The sequence below is a fragment of the Sinorhizobium sp. CCBAU 05631 genome (assembly GCF_002288505.1).
In the GTDB taxonomy this organism is placed as follows: domain Bacteria; phylum Pseudomonadota; class Alphaproteobacteria; order Rhizobiales; family Rhizobiaceae; genus Sinorhizobium; species Sinorhizobium fredii_C.
In genome coordinates, this window is the sequence record NZ_CP023063.1 from 2,152,763 (window position 1) to 2,167,374 (window position 14,612).

The window sequence follows — 14,612 nt, forward strand, 5'->3', positions numbered from 1 at the left end:
AATCGCCGCCTAGGCACCGAAATTCGGTAGTTCCGAGAGCAGCCGGTGAAGCGTATCAATGGTGGAAATGTCGGCGATGCCGTCTACCCGCGATTGGCGAAAATGCCGCTGGAAAGCGGCCACCACGCCTTCCGTCCGTTCGCAGAAATCTCCAGTAACTTCAATGTTGTAGCCGTAGAGGGACAGCATCGACTGGAGGGCTTCGACCGGCTGTCCGCGGTCGCCGCGCTGAAAAAAGCGCCCGCCCCCAACAGGCGCCGGTTCAACCCAGTGACCAACCCCGCGGCGAAATAGCCCAATCCAGGGAAAATTTTCTCCCGGATCGACCTTGCGAATCGGGGCCACGTCGCTATGTGCGAGCACCCTTTCGGGTGCGATTTGCCAGCGTTCGCCACAGTCCCGACATAATTCGGCGACCGCGTCGATCTGCGCTTCAGGGAAGTCCGGCAGTCCCGCCGGATGGCCTGCATTGGCGATCTCGACGCCGATCGAGCAGGAATTGATGTCCGTCTCGCCTTTCCAGAAGCTCTTGCCGGCATGCCAGGCGCGGCGCTCCTCCGGCACGAGCTGATCGATGCGGCCGTCCTCGTGAACGAAATAGTGGCTGGAAACCTGACTTTCCTCGCGACAGAGCCAGTCGAGCGCCGAGAGCGCCGTTTCCATGCCGGTATAGTGCAGCACGATCATGTCCGGCCGGCGCCCGCCGGCCCGTTCGCCATGATTAGGTGACGGTACGAAGCGGGCCCCCGGAAAGTCGCAGGTGCTGGCGGTCATGCGGCGCGGCGTTCTCTCTCGATCGCCTCGTAGGCTGCGTTCAACGCGGCCATGCGGTCATTGGCTATCGCATGAAATTCCTCCGGCACGCCGCGCGCCACCAGCATGTCCGGGTGATTCTCGGAGACGAGCACCCGATAGCGCCGGCGGATGTCGGAGAAATCGTCCTTCGGCGAAACACCGAGAACCTGATAGGGATCGCGGTCGTCGCCATGGACATGGCGCGCCATGATGCGTTCGAACTGCGCCTCGTCCATGTTGAAGATTTCCGCAACCCGCATCAGATAGGCGAGTTCCTTGTCGTGCACAGCGCCGTCCGACTTCGCGATATGGAAGAGCCCGTCGACGATGTCCTCGAGAATTGGGCAGTTGCGCTCGCAGGACGAGCAGAGCGACGCCATCTTCTCCGCATAGGCCTCATAGCCCGCCACATCCTGGCGTGCGAGGTTGTAGAGCCGAGCGACGTTCTTCGCCTGATCCGCAGGAAACTTGAAGATATCCCGAAAAGCCGCGACTTCGGCTTCGTTGACGATGCCGTCAGCCTTCGCCATCTTCGCAGACAAGGCGATCATCGCCACCGAGAAAGCCACTTTGCGGCGTGTCTCCGGATCCCCTTCGAAAAGTGTACGGACCGCCTCGACCACACCGGCGAGCGCATTGCCGGTGGCCGTTACGATCTTCAGCAGGCTGTCCCAGAATGACATAAGCGCGATTTTTCCCCTATCCACGACCGAGCATGGCCCGATGTGGTGGCATATTGCAAGCGGCCGACTGTGCCAAACGTCACCGATGACGGAATTGTGATGGCCCCTCAATAAATCAGCTCGCCGTGAATCTCAAGTGAATTGCACTGATCCTGCGTTTTGCCGCGCTGATGCCGCCCTTTTCAGACATCCACAGTCCTGTCATTTTATTTCCATCGGAATTGCGTTAGACCACCTTCCCGGTCTTTGACCTGCGCAATAGTGACAAGGCGGTCGATCTTTCGAACGATCGCCTGATGCCGAATCCGAGGAGGAAACATGGCCAAGAAGAAAGTCGCAATGCTGACGGCGGGCGGGCTCGCACCCTGTCTATCATCCGCTGTCGGCGGGCTCATCGAACGCTATACGGATATCGCCCCCGACTACGAACTCGTGGCCTACCGTTCGGGCTATCAGGGCCTGCTTCTCGCCGACCGCATCGAGATCACTAAGGAAATGCGCGAGCGGGCGCATATTCTTCACCGCCACGGCGGATCGCCGATCGGCAACAGCCGCGTGAAGCTCACCAATACGGCCGATTGCGTCAAGCGCGGCCTAGTGAAGGAAGGCGAAAACCCGCTTCGCGTCGCGGCCGAAAGATTGGCTGCCGATGGCATCAGCATCCTGCACACGATCGGCGGCGACGACACCAACACGACCGCTGCCGACCTGGCCGCCTATCTCGGCGCCAACGGCTATGACCTGACCGTCGTCGGCCTGCCGAAGACCGTCGACAACGATGTGGTGCCGATCCGCCAGACCCTCGGCGCCTGGACGGCCGCCGAATACGGCGCACGCTTCTTCGACAATGTCAGCAACGAGCAGAGCGCTGCGCCGCGCACGCTCGTGGTCCACGAGGTAATGGGCCGCCACTGCGGCTGGCTGACGGCAGCGACAGCGCGCGCTTACATTCAGCTGGCCGCCGGCAAGGACTATGTCGACGGCTTCATGATGAACGAGCAACTGAAGAACATCGACGGCCTCTATTTGCCCGAGGTGAAGTTCGACCTCGAAGCCGAAGCCGAACGCCTGCGCCAGACCATGGACCGGAACGGCTATGTTACCCTGTTCGTCAGCGAAGGTGCCTGCCTCGACGCAATCGTCGCCGAGCGCGAAGCCGCCGGCGAAACGATCAAGCGCGATGCCTTCGGCCATGTGAAGATCGACACGATCAATGTCGGCAACTGGTTCTCGAAACAGTTCGCCGCCCTGCTCGGCGCCGAGCGCTCGATGGTCCAGAAGTCCGGCTATTACGCCCGCTCCGCACCGGCGAACGGCGACGACCTGCGACTGATCCAGAGCATGGTCGACCTTGCGGTGGAGAGCGCACTCAACAAGGTCTCCGGCGTCACCGGCCACGATGAGGACCAGGGCGGCAGGCTGCGCACCATCGAGTTCCCCCGCATCAAGGGCGGCAAGCATTTCGATACGTCCGCCAAGTGGTTCGGCGACGCCATGGATGCGATCGGCCAGAAGTGGCAGGCAGCGGACTGATCTGAGCTTCTTTCGCACGCTCAATAGCAGTTGACGGCTCCGCGTTTGAATGGCTCCCTCCGATTTCTCGGCTGGACGCCGTTCAAACGCGGAGCTCTTTCATGTCTTTCGAACACTGGTTTGCCTTCGTCGCCGCCTCGGCCGTGTTGCTCGCCATTCCCGGCCCGACTATCCTGCTCGTGATCTCCTATGCGATCAGTCGCGGGCGCAAGGCAGCGGGCGCAACCGTCGCAGGGGTGGCGCTTGGCGATTTCACGGCGATGACCGCCTCCATGCTTGGACTGGGCGCGTTGCTCGCCGCCTCGGCGACGATTTTCACGATCCTCAAATGGATCGGCGCCGCCTATCTCGTCTGGCTCGGAATCAAGCTCTGGAAGACCCCTCTGGGTGTCAGCGGCGGGAATGACGGTGAAGCGCCCGCAACGCAACGGCCGCTGCGGGTATTCCTCCACGCCTATGCCGTGACCGCGCTCAACCCGAAAAGCATCATCTTCTTTGTCGCCTTCCTGCCGCAGTTCCTTGACCTCTCGCGGCCACTTCTTGCGCAGATGGCGATCTTCGAAGCGACATTCCTCGCCCTCGCCGCCGCCAACGCGATGCTCTATGGGTTTCTTGCCTCCGCCGCGGGAGGCGCGATTCGCAAGCCCAGCGTCCGGCGGGTCGTGAACCGCACCGGCGGCTCTTTGCTCATCGGCGCCGGGCTACTTTCGCTCAGCCTGAAGCGTGCAACGGCGTGACATTCGCCCCGCGCTTGCCGCAACCGGCGGCATAGGTTAAGGAAGATTCAAGCGCAGCGGTTGGCAGCTGCTGATTTGCAGGGGCTACGGGGCCCAGAAGCACGAAAGTGACCGCATGGCGAAGATCCGTATTTCCCTTCCGAAACAGGCATTTACCGCCATCGCGCTAACATCGGCAATTGCTTCGGGTTGCTCCACGGTCGAGCACACCTCTCTCGAAGAACTGACGGCCGTGCAAACGGTTACCCCCATAGCGAAGCCCGGAACGGAAATGACGGCTTACGCTCTGCCGGCGCCAATCGGCGTGGCGTCGAGCACCTCCGCCGCGCTGAACACGCAGACGGCCTCGGCACCGGCGGACGTGGCACCAGCTCCGCAAGGCGCGATCGCTGCCGCCTCCACCGCTCAGCCCAGCATGACGCCGGCGACGGATGCGACGCTCGCCTTCGCGGCTCCCCAGGCGGTTGCGGTGCCCACCGCCAAGCCGGGCCAGGCCTTCGACGCGGCGATGGCAACGCCCGCATCGGCCACTCTCCCGGCTGCCGCGGCTACGCCGGCCGTTGAAAAAAGCGCCGAGGCGCCCGCGACGTCCTCTCTCACGATTGCCGCCTCATGGGAGTCGGATTTCGACACCGGGGAGCCAGTCGGCCTTGAAACCCTGGTGGCCAAGCGCATGATCGTTCCGACGGAGCGGCCCAAGACCGGCGTCATCGGCTCGGCGGTCGGCGCGGTTGCGAGCGTCATCCCCGATTCGTTGAAGCTGACGAAAGCCCCGACCAGTTCCAAGCCGGAACTCGACCGGCTGATCAAGCATTACGCCGAGCTCAACGGCCTTCCCCTGGAACTCGTGCATCGGGTCGTCAAGCGCGAGAGCAACTACAATCCGCACGCCTACAGCAGGGGCAATTACGGCCTGATGCAGATCCGGTACAATACCGCGCGGGGCCTCGGCTATGAAGGCCCGCCCGAGGGCCTCTTCGACGCGGAAACCAACCTCAAATATGCGACCAAGTATCTGCGTGGTGCCTGGATGGTCGCCGACAACCAGCACGACGGCGCGGTGAAGCTCTATGCCAGCGGCTATTATTACCACGCCAAGCGCAAGGGCATGCTCGACATGCTGGACATGCAGTAACGGGCCGCTTCCGTCCCTCCCAGCCTATGACATTGCTGATCGGCGCCGCGCTCAATCGAGCGCAGCAATCACCGCGGTTTGCAGCTTCCGTACATCATAACCGCCGCCTCCGGGGGTGAGACCAAGCCGAACGACGGCGAGTCGGAGCGACGGAACGAGCATGATCGATTGCCCGTCATGCCCGAGCATCCAGAACGTGTCGGGCGGGAAATTACCCGTTCCGGCGCGCGTGCCGTTCTCGATAAGCCAGATCTGGCCGGCGCCGTAGTCGCCACCGGATGCGGCAGTCGGGATTCGCATGAACTTCACAAATCCCTCGGGCAGCAGGGCTCTGCCCTGCCAACGGCCATCATCCAGCAGAAATTGGGCAAACCGCGCCCAATCCTGCGCCGTGGCGTACATGTATGAGGAGCCGACGAAAGTGCCCTGCGCATCCGTCTCCATGACGGCGCTGGTCATCCCAAGCGGCTCGAACAGCACCCGGCGGGGATAGGCGAGCGCCTGAGCGGGGCTGTCGAAAGTCTGCATCCACAGGCGCGACAGGACGTTCGTCGTTCCGGTCGAATAGTTGAACCGGGCACCCGGTGCCGCTTCGAGCGGCTTCGAAGCGGCGAACCCGGCCATGTCGCTTTCGAGAAAGAGCATCCGCGTGACATCGGTGACGTCGCCGTAATCCTCGTTGAAGGCAAGCCCGCTCTGCATCGCCAGGAGATCGGCAAGCTTGATCCGCGCTCGTTCATCCCCGCTCCATTCCGGCAGAAGGTTGGCCTTCTCCAGGTCCATGCGCCCTTCGGCGATACGCATGCCGACCAGGGCCGCGGTGACCGATTTCGTCATCGACCAGCCAAGCAGACGCGTCTCGCGGTCGAAACCCTGGCCATACGCTTGGCCGACGAGATGCCCATCCTTGACGACAAGGACGGCCCGCATGCCTGAACCGGCCAATTCGGGATCTTCTGCCAGTTTCTGGAATGCCGGGTGGATCTCCGCCTTGTTGCCGACGGGCCAGGCAAGGTCCGGGCTCTTTGCAGCCGCGGCAGCCCCAGTGGCGCTATCGAGCGCCGGCGCGGCCAGCGCCTGCATGGTCCCCTCCGCGGTTACCGTGCAGCCAAGTCCCGGGCGATAGACAGCCCGTGCCGGGGCCGCGAAGCCGAAGATCCTTGCCGTCACCGCATGCTGATCGCGGTCGACCGACACGCTGACGAACTTGAGCAACGGATGACCGGGCGCCTGCACGTCTTCGGCGAGCACCGCCTGCGGGTCTCGTCCCGCCAGGAAGACGTTGGAACAGACGATCTTGGCGGCATAGCCGTCCCCGACCTTGAGCAGTTCCGGTGGAAAGAGGGCCAACCAGCCGGCGGCCGCCGCGGCGATCGCAATTAACAAGGCACCGGATTTCCGCAATAAACCCTTCATAGCCGCCTCCTGGGCCACAGGAGATCAGGTTTTCAGGGAAAGGAAAAGTGGATTTACCATGATCGGGAACTCTGTTGAAGAACGCCCGTTCCGGCCGCCTTTCGCTCTTAGAGGTCTCGGCGAAGTGCCGCCGGCCTGTGGGAATCCCGTCATCAAAGTGTAGTCGAGTCGCTCTAGAAGCGCCTTAGTTTCAACTGGATGGCAGGCAAATGACACAACTCGCCCACGATGCCGGCTTTGGCGGAAAGAACGCCAAGCTGAAGAGCGCGCTTCTCCAGCACCGGGCCCTTTCCCTCGCCGGACTGTCGGAGCGCGTGTTCGGGCTGCTCTTCTCCGGCCTGGTCTACCCCCAGATCTGGGAAGATCCGATTGTCGACATGGAAGCAATGCAGATCGAGCTCGGCCACCATATCGTGACTATCGGCTCCGGCGGCTGCAACATGCTGACCTATCTGTCCGCCGGCCCGGCGCACATCGACGTGGTCGACCTCAATCCCCACCATATCGCCTTGAACCGGCTGAAGCTTGCCGCCCTCCGTCACCTGCCGAGTCACAAGGATGTCGTACGGTTCCTGGGCAGTGCCGGCACGCGTTCGAACATCCAGGCCTTCGATCTCTTCATAGCGCCCAAGCTCGATCAAGCCACTCGCACCTACTGGAACGGCCGCGACATGGCGGGTCGCCGCCGCATCGGCGTCTTCGGCCGCAATATCTATCGCACCGGCCTTCTCGGCCGCTTCATCGCCGCCAGCCACCTTCTGGCGCGGCTCCACGGCGTCAATCCCGCGGATTTCGTCGAGGCACGCTCCATGCGCGAGCAGCGGCAATTCTTCGACGACAAGCTCGCACCGCTCTTCGACCGGCCGATCATCCGCTGGATCACCGGCCGCAAGAGTTCGCTTTTCGGCCTCGGCATCCCGCCGCAGCAGTTCGACGAACTCGCCAGCCTCAGCCAGGAGAAATCGCTGGCCCAAGTGCTGCGCCATCGTCTCGAAAAGCTGACGTGCCACTTTCCGCTGCGCGAGAACTACTTCGCCTGGCAGGCTTTCGGCCGGCGCTATCCGCTCCCGCACGAGGGCGAGTTGCCGCCCCATCTGCAGACATCCAATTACGAAACTATCCGCAACCACACGGACCGGGTCACGGTCCATCACGAGAGCTTCACCGATTTGCTCGGCCGCAAGCCGGCCTCTTCCGTCGATCGCTATGTGCTCCTCGATGCGCAGGACTGGATGGCCGACCGGCAGCTGAACGACCTCTGGAGCGAAATCACCCGCACCGCCGCGCCGGGCGCCGTGGTGATCTTCCGCACCGCTGCAGAAGCGAGCATCCTGCCGGGACGTCTCTCCGAAGCCCTGCTCGACCAGTGGCACTACGATGCGGAGACTTCGTCGAAGCTCGGTGCCGAGGACCGTTCGGCCATCTATGGTGGCTTCCACATCTACCGGAAGAGAGCATGAGCGGCCCGCCGTCCGTTGGCAACAGCCATGCCCGGCTCATGGACCGGATGTACCGCTACCAGCGCTACATCTATGATTTTACCAGGAAATATTACCTCTTCGCCCGCGACACGCTGATCCGCGAACTGGACGCGCCGCCGGGCGGTTCGGTGCTCGAGATCGGCTGCGGCACCGGGCGTAACCTGGCGATGATCGGCGATCTCTATCCAACGGCACGCCTTTTCGGTCTCGACATCTCCGCCGAGATGCTCGCAACCGCCAAGGCGAAGCTTCGGCGCCACGGACGGCCGGATGCAAACCTGCGCATAGCCGACGCGACGAACTTCACTGCCGCCTCTTTCGGTGAGGCGGGCTTTGACCGAATCGTCATCTCCTATGCGCTGTCGATGATTCCCGACTGGCAGAAGGCGGTCGACGCGGCGATCGGCGCCCTCCATCCGGGCGGCTCGCTGCATGTCGCCGATTTCGGCCAGCAGGAGGGATGGCCGGGCGGCTTCCGCCGCCTCCTCCAGGGCTGGCTGAAGCGCTTTCACGTCACGCCACGCGAATCGCTGTTCGACGTCATGCGCGCCAGGGCCGAGCGGGACGGCGCCGCACCGGAGCTCAGGACGATCGGCAGAGGCTATGCATGGATCGCTGTCTACCGCCGTCCGGCGGACGTGCAGGCTCCGTGATCGGCCAGCGCGACAGCAATGCAATTGCCGCTTGAGCTAACTCAAATTTTACGATGTTATGGTGAAAAGGAGGTCAAGCCTCCCTGGGGACATCACCATCATGGAAACCATCGCGTGAGGCAGGATCGTCGTTCGTCTGCAAACGGAACCCTCATGCGCCGGCTCCTCCTGGCTTTGCTGCCCATCGCCACCATTCTCTCCGCCTGCACGTCCACCGACTACGACCTCGTGCGCACGGCCTCCATACCGCCGCGCTTCCAGGACACCGATCCGCAGGATTTCGGCGATCGCACACCGCACCATCACAGCGTCCACGGCATCGACGTTTCCAAATGGAACGGCGACATCGACTGGATGAGGGTCAAGAACTCCGGCGTTTCCTTCGCCTTCATCAAGGCAACCGAGGGCAAGGACCGCGTCGATTCGCGCTTCCACGAATATTGGCCGCGCGCGCGCGCCGCCGGGCTCGCCTATGCCCCCTACCATTTCTACTATTTCTGCTCGAGCGCGGACGCGCAGGCCGACTGGTTCATCGCCAATGTACCGAGGAGCGCGGTCCATCTGCCGCCGGTTCTCGATGTCGAGTGGAACGGCGAATCGAAGACCTGCCGCTACCGCCCGTCGCCGGACACCGTGCGCTCCGAGATGAAGCGGTTCATGGACCGCTTGGAAGCGCATTACGGCAAGCGGCCGATCATCTACACCTCCGTCGATTTCCACCGCGACAATCTCGTCGGCGCCTTCAACGACTATCACTTCTGGGTGCGTTCCGTCGCCAAGCACCCCAAGGACATTTACGTCGACCGACGCTGGGCCTTCTGGCAATACACCAGCACCGGAGTCATTCCGGGCATCGAAGGCCATACCGACATCAACGCCTTCGCGGGCTCCGCCAAGAATTGGAAGAAATGGGTGGCGGCGGTTTCGCAATAGGCGAGAATGCCGCCCGCACCGACGCCTGGCGGACCGATTTCTTCATTCGGTCATAATGCTCTGAGAAAGCACCGGCATATTGATCTGCGCAATTTCGCAAGCCCGACGGCCGCGCCAGGCCACGCGGGCCCTCGAAAGGAATTATGATGATTGGCAAGGCTCGCAACGCGTTCCTCACCCTTGGCCTGCTCGCCCTCTCCAGCACCTCGGCGCTGGCTCAGACGCAGCCCCAACCGCAGACCCCCGTTGCCTGCGGCGGCGATCTCGCTGCCTTTCTGGAGGGCGTCAAGGCCGAGGCGATCGGCAAGGGCATCCCCGCCGATGTCGCGGACCGGGCGCTCGCCGGGGCGGCCATCGACCAGAAGGTATTGAGTCGCGACCGCGCCCAGGGCGTGTTCAAGCAGACCTTCACCGAGTTTTCCAAGCGCACCGTCAGCAAGGCGCGGCTCGACATCGGCGCCCAGAAGATGAAGGAATATGCCGACGTCTTCGCCCGCGCGGAGAGCGAGTTCGGCGTGCCGGCGCCGGTGATCACGGCGTTCTGGGCGATGGAAACCGATTTCGGCGCCGTTCAGGGCGATTTCAACACACGCAATGCGCTGGTGACGCTGGCGCATGACTGCCGCCGGCCGGAAATGTTCCGGCCGCAGCTCCTTGCCGCCATCGAAATGGTCCAGCACGGCGATCTCGACCCGGCGGTGACCACGGGCGCCTGGGCCGGCGAGATCGGTCAGGTGCAGATGCTGCCGGAGGACATCATCGCCTATGGCATCGATGGCGACGGCGATGGGCACGTAAATCTGAAGAAGAGCGCGCCGGATTCAATTCTGACCGCGGCGAAGTTTATCCAGAGCCTCGGCTTCACCGCGGGACAGCCTTGGATCCAGGAAGTCAGCGTGCCGGATGAACTGCCCTGGGAAAAGACGGGCCTGCAGGCGGGCATGACGGCGGGCGACTGGTTCGCTCTTGGCGTCACTCCGCGCGACGGCAATACCTCGCATGGGTCGCTTGGGGCCTCGCTGGTGCTGCCCCAGGGGCGAAAGGGCGTAGCCTTCCTGACCTACCCGAACTTCAAGATCTATCTCGAATGGAACCAGTCGTTCATCTATACGACGTCGGCCGCCTATTTCGCCACCCGCCTCGCCGGCGCCCCGCCCTACCAGGCCGGCAATCCGGAACCGGGCCTCGGCGATGCGGAGATGAAGGCACTGCAGACGAAGCTGCAGGCGCTCGGCCACGACGTCGGCAAGATCGACGGTATTCTCGGCTCGGGCACACGCACGGCCCTGCAGAAGGAGCAGCTGAAACTCGGCCTGCCGGCCGACGGTTGGGCGACGCCGGATCTGCTCCAGGCGCTCTGACGCCAAAATCGAAACCCCTGAGCAATTTCGCAGGAAGCGGGTGGCAACGCCCGCTTCCTCGCATTATCGCTTGCGCAATCGCAAATTGCTGGATTGGATACGCCCGGCGAATCCAATCCGGCTTCGATCGCAGCAGGGCCCAAATGCTATCATCCGGCAGAACCGCCACCACCCACATGACCCTGCGGCTTTGGCTGCTGCTGATGCTGCTCGGCCTGATCTGGGGCGGGTCTTTCTTTTTCGCCCGCGTGGCGGTTGCCCATGTCCCGCCCTTCACGCTCGTGCTGCTGCGCCTCAGCCTTGCCGCGATCGCCCTGCACATCTACTTGCGCGGCAATCATGGCCTCTACCCGGCGCTCGTTGAACGCTGGCGGGAATTTCTGGTCATGGGCCTCGTCAACAACGCCATTCCGCATGCTTTCATCTTTCTCGGCCAGACCCATATCGGTGCCGGGCTGGCCGCCATTCTGAACGCGACGACGCCCGTCTGGACGGTGCTCATTGCCAATGTCGCAACGGAAGACGAGCGCTTGACCGCGGCCAAGATCAGCGGCTGTCTGCTCGGGCTCGCCGGCACCGTGGTGCTCATCGGCCCGAGCGCGTTAGCAGGCCTTTTCGGGGACGCGGGGGACGTACCGCTCTGGGCCCTCGTCCTGCCGGTTCTCGCGGCCGTGAGCTATGGCCTGTCCGCCACCTACGGCAAGCGCTTTCGCAATCTGGCGCCGCCGGTGACGGCCGCCGGACAGCTGACGGCCTCGACCATCGTCATGCTGCCGGTCGCCGCCTTCGTGGACACCCCATGGATCCTCCCGATGCCGCCGCTCTCCGCCGTGCTGGCGATCCTCGGCCTGGCGCTCGTCTCGACCGCCTATGCCTATATTCTGTTCTTCCGCATCATGGCAGAGGCCGGCGCTACCAACACGTCGCTGGTCACGCTTCTCGTGCCGCCAAGCGCGATTCTTCTCGGCTATCTCTTCCTTGGCGAGACGCTGCAGGTCACCGACCTCGCCGGGATGGCGCTGATCGCGGCGGGCCTCGCCGTCCTCGATGGACGCATGTTGCGGCCGCGCTCGTCGACCTGAGGGGAATCAAAAACAGCTGCCGGGTACGGCTTTGAGACGCTTCACAGACCGTTACAAGCGTTCACATTAACCTTCCGGCAGCAATTGTGAAAATAATGTGGCATTTGATTCATAAAACAATTCAGGCACTTAGGGCTGTGAATATCGGAGCTGGGATACACGGTTTTCGCGCTGCAGCACAAGTTTCGCTTTTATGCGCCGCTTTTTGGCCCTATGTTTTACCCGTCAACGCAGGGAGGATCCTATGGGACTTACACATTCGTTGAATGTCCTCATGATCAGTGCAGCGTTCGCATTCGTGGCGGTTATGCTCTTCGTCTGACGAAAGGCCGCTGAAAGTCCAAACCGAGGGACTTAAATTTCCGGAAACTCCAATTTTCAGCAGAAGAGGTAACGAAGGCCGCTCCGAGAGCACCCGGCCAGAGCTGCGACATCAGAAAAGCCCATGAACGACGAACCGTTCATGGGCTTTCGCTTCTCTTGGAGTCGGATTCAGGCCTACAGCGCCGCGCGTCTTTTCAGACGCGCGAAGGACGCTGTAACACTTTGAATCTACGCATCGTGCTTTCCGAAAATCCATTCCGATTTTCGGGCCGATGCGCTAAGCCGTAGCGACCGCCGGATAGGAGGGTGCGGCGGCGGGCCTGACCGGTCGGCGCCGATAGCCGACCAGTTCACAGACGGCCGCGATGAGCGGCGACCGGTTCATCGTATAAAGGTGGAAGTCGCGTAGACCCCGACGCGCCAAATCGACGATCTGTTCGGCAGCGATATGGCTCGCCTCCTTGAACCGCTCCTCCGGCTGGTCGTCGAGATGAGCAAGCCGCGAGATGATCGCCTCCGGTACCTTCGAGCCGCAAAGTCCGGCGAAACGGATGACCTGCGTCAGATTGTTGATCGGCAGGATGCCCGGGACGACCGGGATCTGCACGCCGGCGCGCCGCACCCGCTCGAGATATCGTTCGAAATCGTCATTGTCGAAGAAGAACTGGGTGATCGCGCGCGTGGCGCCGCTGTCGACCTTGCGCTTCAGCATGTCGATATCGGCCGCGACATCAGCGCTCTCCGGGTGCTTTTCCGGATAGGCGGAGACGGAAATCTCGAAATCGCCGCGGGCACGAAGCGCCTTGACGAGCGACGCCGAGCTTTCATATCCGCCCGGAAAGGGCTCGTAGGCGCTGCCGATACCGCCTTGCGGATCACCCCTCAGCGCTACGAAATGCCGGACGCCACAGGCGACGAACTCGTCGATGACCGCATCGACTTCGGCTTTCGGCGCGCCGACGCAGGTCAGGTGGGCCGCCGTGTTGTTCAGCCCCATCTCCCCAATCATCCGCTTGACCGTGGTCAACGAACGCGCCTTGGTCGAGCCGCCGGCTCCGTAGGTCACCGTCTGAAATGCCGGCGCGAAGACCGAGAGATCCGATATGGTCTGGAAGAGCTGGATTTCCATCTCTTCGTTCTTCGGCGGAAAGTATTCGAAGGAAAGTCTGAGATTGCCGCGCTCCGCGGGATAAAGCGTCCGTGCGTTCATTCTCAAATTCCCCCTGCCTGTAGGCGCTGTCGCGGCATATCGGCCACAGCGGCAGCCCGCTCGTCGCGCGCCAGCCAGATCGTCACCGTCAGTTTTCCCTCTTCCCCGCCTTCCGGGGCAAGATCCGTCGTCTTCTCGAGTGTCAGTCCGGCCTTCTGCAGCCAATCGGCCATCGTCTGATGGGCAAAGCCAAGGCGGGCATGAGCGTGCTCGTTGCGCAGATATTCGAGGCCATGCGGGGCAAAATCGATGATCACGAGCCGCCCTCCGGGCACGAGCATGCGTGCCGCCTCGGCGATCGCCGCTTCCGGATCTTCGAGGAAGTGGAGCACTTGATGGATCGTCACGAGATCGAAGGACTGGCCGTCGAGCGGCAGGTTGAAGATGTCGCCGTGGCGGATCGAAGCCTTGGTGATGCCGGCACGGTCGAGATTGGAACGTGCCACCGCCAGCATGTCACGGCTGGCGTCGACGCCGATACCGCGCCGGTAGAGCCCCTCGAAGAGCTGCAGGATGCGGCCCGTGCCGGTTCCGAGATCGAGCAGGCTGTCGACCGGTTCGTCGCCGACCATCGTCTTCAAGGCTGCCTCGACGTCGCCTTCGCTGACATGCAGGCGCCTCAGTTCGTCCCACTCGGCAGCGTTGCGGCTGAAATAGGCCTGGGCCTTCTCGGAGCGCGCCTTCTTCAGGGTCGCAAGCCGAATGGAATCTCTGGCAAGGATCGCATCGTCCGGTGCCGACGCCGCGAGAAGCTCGCGGACAAGCGCGACCCGCCCGCCCTCCTGCCGCAGACGGAAATAGGCCCAGGCGCCCTCCTGGTAGCGATCGATCAGCGCCACTTCCGCAAGCAGTTTCAGGTGCCGGGAAATGCGAGGCTGCGACTGGCCGAGAATTTCGGTAAGATCGGTCACGGTCAGATCCCCGGCCGCAAGCAGCGCCAGAAGACGCATGCGCGTCGGCTCGCCCGCCGCCTTCAGGACGTCGACCAAGGCATCCAAGCCAAGCGTTCCACGGTTCATCATCGCGATCCTCATCAACACATAAAGATATGTTTATGTGATTTGAAGACGGCGCGCAAGCGGGATTTGCGCGGAAAGGCAAGGAGATGACGCTTCCCGGACATGAAAGCGGGCAGACCTTACGATCCGCCCGCGCAGCGATGTTACGAGTTCTGGACGCGGCAGCCGCGGACATGAGCGGCGGGGCTGCTCAAGCGCGGCTCCCGTCCCGTCGCACAAGTTGCCACATCCGCGCGGCAAATGCGCCGAA

At 62.8% G+C, this 14,612-nt stretch carries 13 protein-coding genes; 8 read left to right on the plus strand and 5 right to left on the minus strand.

Annotated features, from left to right (window positions below; translation table 11 throughout):
* Window positions 1-9: 9 nt before the first annotated feature.
* Window positions 10-774, minus strand: a complete 765-nt coding sequence (locus tag SS05631_RS10620) for an N-acetylmuramoyl-L-alanine amidase (RefSeq protein ID WP_037415431.1) — start codon at window positions 772-774, stop codon at window positions 10-12.
* A complete protein-coding gene (locus SS05631_RS10625) occupies window positions 771-1,478 on the minus strand; it encodes a DnaJ family molecular chaperone (RefSeq protein WP_037415427.1) in 708 nt (235 codons plus the stop codon). The genes SS05631_RS10620 and SS05631_RS10625 overlap by 4 nt, the downstream gene beginning before the upstream one ends.
* Before the next feature lie 318 nt (window positions 1,479-1,796).
* On the opposite strand from SS05631_RS10625, the gene SS05631_RS10630 reads away from it, so the two are divergent.
* The 3 genes from SS05631_RS10630 to SS05631_RS10640 all read left to right on the plus strand — a co-directional run bounded on the left by SS05631_RS10630 (window position 1,797) and on the right by SS05631_RS10640 (window position 4,883).
* Window positions 1,797-3,011 carry a pyrophosphate--fructose-6-phosphate 1-phosphotransferase gene (locus tag SS05631_RS10630; RefSeq protein WP_037415425.1) on the plus strand — a complete coding sequence of 405 codons (1,215 nt, stop codon included), beginning with the start codon at window positions 1,797-1,799 and terminating at the stop codon, window positions 3,009-3,011.
* Window positions 3,012-3,112: 101 nt separating this feature from the next.
* Window positions 3,113-3,748, plus strand: a complete 636-nt coding sequence (locus SS05631_RS10635) for a LysE family translocator (RefSeq protein WP_037415422.1) — start codon at window positions 3,113-3,115, stop codon at window positions 3,746-3,748.
* 115 nt (window positions 3,749-3,863) lie between these two features.
* Complete coding sequence (locus SS05631_RS10640) at window positions 3,864-4,883, plus strand: lytic transglycosylase domain-containing protein (RefSeq protein ID WP_037415419.1); 1,020 nt, start codon at window positions 3,864-3,866, stop codon at window positions 4,881-4,883.
* Window positions 4,884-4,934: 51 nt separating this feature from the next.
* Here the strand turns inward: SS05631_RS10640 and SS05631_RS10645 are convergent, their stop codons facing one another.
* The gene (locus SS05631_RS10645) at window positions 4,935-6,299 is read right to left on the minus strand and encodes a serine hydrolase (RefSeq protein ID WP_037415416.1); all 1,365 of its coding nucleotides are present in this window, start codon (window positions 6,297-6,299) and stop codon (window positions 4,935-4,937) included.
* A gap of 209 nt (window positions 6,300-6,508) precedes the next feature.
* Between SS05631_RS10645 and SS05631_RS10650 the strand changes: the two genes are divergently transcribed.
* The 5 genes from SS05631_RS10650 (at window position 6,509) to SS05631_RS10670 (ending at window position 11,809) form a co-directional block, all read left to right on the plus strand.
* On the plus strand, window positions 6,509-7,759 hold the full coding sequence (locus SS05631_RS10650; RefSeq protein WP_095677977.1) for a DUF3419 family protein: 1,251 nt from the start codon (window positions 6,509-6,511) through the stop codon (window positions 7,757-7,759).
* On the plus strand, window positions 7,756-8,433 hold the full coding sequence (locus SS05631_RS10655; RefSeq protein WP_037415398.1) for a class I SAM-dependent methyltransferase: 678 nt from the start codon (window positions 7,756-7,758) through the stop codon (window positions 8,431-8,433). Before SS05631_RS10650 ends, SS05631_RS10655 begins: the two co-directional genes overlap by 4 nt.
* 153 nt (window positions 8,434-8,586) lie before the next feature.
* A complete protein-coding gene (locus SS05631_RS10660; RefSeq protein ID WP_037415391.1) occupies window positions 8,587-9,366 on the plus strand; it encodes a glycoside hydrolase family 25 protein in 780 nt (259 codons plus the stop codon).
* A gap of 146 nt (window positions 9,367-9,512) precedes the next feature.
* The gene (locus SS05631_RS10665) at window positions 9,513-10,727 is read left to right on the plus strand and encodes a lytic murein transglycosylase (RefSeq protein WP_037415406.1); all 1,215 of its coding nucleotides are present in this window, start codon (window positions 9,513-9,515) and stop codon (window positions 10,725-10,727) included.
* 143 nt (window positions 10,728-10,870) lie between these two features.
* Window positions 10,871-11,809 carry a DMT family transporter gene (locus SS05631_RS10670; RefSeq protein WP_037415388.1) on the plus strand — a complete coding sequence of 313 codons (939 nt, stop codon included), beginning with the start codon at window positions 10,871-10,873 and terminating at the stop codon, window positions 11,807-11,809.
* A 601-nt stretch (window positions 11,810-12,410) separates the two neighbouring features.
* Here the strand turns inward: SS05631_RS10670 and metF are convergent.
* Window positions 12,411-13,343 (minus strand): methylenetetrahydrofolate reductase [NAD(P)H], encoded by a 933-nt coding sequence (gene metF / locus SS05631_RS10675; protein ID WP_037415385.1) that lies wholly within the window; start codon window positions 13,341-13,343, stop codon window positions 12,411-12,413.
* A gap of 2 nt (window positions 13,344-13,345) precedes the next feature.
* The gene (locus SS05631_RS10680; RefSeq protein ID WP_037415382.1) at window positions 13,346-14,365 is read right to left on the minus strand and encodes a metalloregulator ArsR/SmtB family transcription factor; all 1,020 of its coding nucleotides are present in this window, start codon (window positions 14,363-14,365) and stop codon (window positions 13,346-13,348) included.
* Between the last annotated feature and the right edge of the window lie 247 nt (window positions 14,366-14,612).

Coding starts and splice junctions, on each gene's coding strand:
- SS05631_RS10620 (WP_037415431.1), bottom strand. CDS start 774: ATGACCGCCAGCACCTGCGACTTTCCGGGGGCCCGCTTCGTACCGTCA.
- SS05631_RS10625 (WP_037415427.1), bottom strand. CDS start 1,478: ATGTCATTCTGGGACAGCCTGCTGAAGATCGTAACGGCCACCGGCAAT.
- SS05631_RS10630 (WP_037415425.1), top strand. CDS start 1,797: ATGGCCAAGAAGAAAGTCGCAATGCTGACGGCGGGCGGGCTCGCACCC.
- SS05631_RS10635 (WP_037415422.1), top strand. CDS start 3,113: ATGTCTTTCGAACACTGGTTTGCCTTCGTCGCCGCCTCGGCCGTGTTG.
- SS05631_RS10640 (WP_037415419.1), top strand. CDS start 3,864: ATGGCGAAGATCCGTATTTCCCTTCCGAAACAGGCATTTACCGCCATC.
- SS05631_RS10645 (WP_037415416.1), bottom strand. CDS start 6,299: ATGAAGGGTTTATTGCGGAAATCCGGTGCCTTGTTAATTGCGATCGCC.
- SS05631_RS10650 (WP_095677977.1), top strand. CDS start 6,509: ATGACACAACTCGCCCACGATGCCGGCTTTGGCGGAAAGAACGCCAAG.
- SS05631_RS10655 (WP_037415398.1), top strand. CDS start 7,756: ATGAGCGGCCCGCCGTCCGTTGGCAACAGCCATGCCCGGCTCATGGAC.
- SS05631_RS10660 (WP_037415391.1), top strand. CDS start 8,587: ATGCGCCGGCTCCTCCTGGCTTTGCTGCCCATCGCCACCATTCTCTCC.
- SS05631_RS10665 (WP_037415406.1), top strand. CDS start 9,513: ATGATTGGCAAGGCTCGCAACGCGTTCCTCACCCTTGGCCTGCTCGCC.
- SS05631_RS10670 (WP_037415388.1), top strand. CDS start 10,871: ATGCTATCATCCGGCAGAACCGCCACCACCCACATGACCCTGCGGCTT.
- metF (WP_037415385.1), bottom strand. CDS start 13,343: ATGAACGCACGGACGCTTTATCCCGCGGAGCGCGGCAATCTCAGACTT.
- SS05631_RS10680 (WP_037415382.1), bottom strand. CDS start 14,365: ATGATGAACCGTGGAACGCTTGGCTTGGATGCCTTGGTCGACGTCCTG.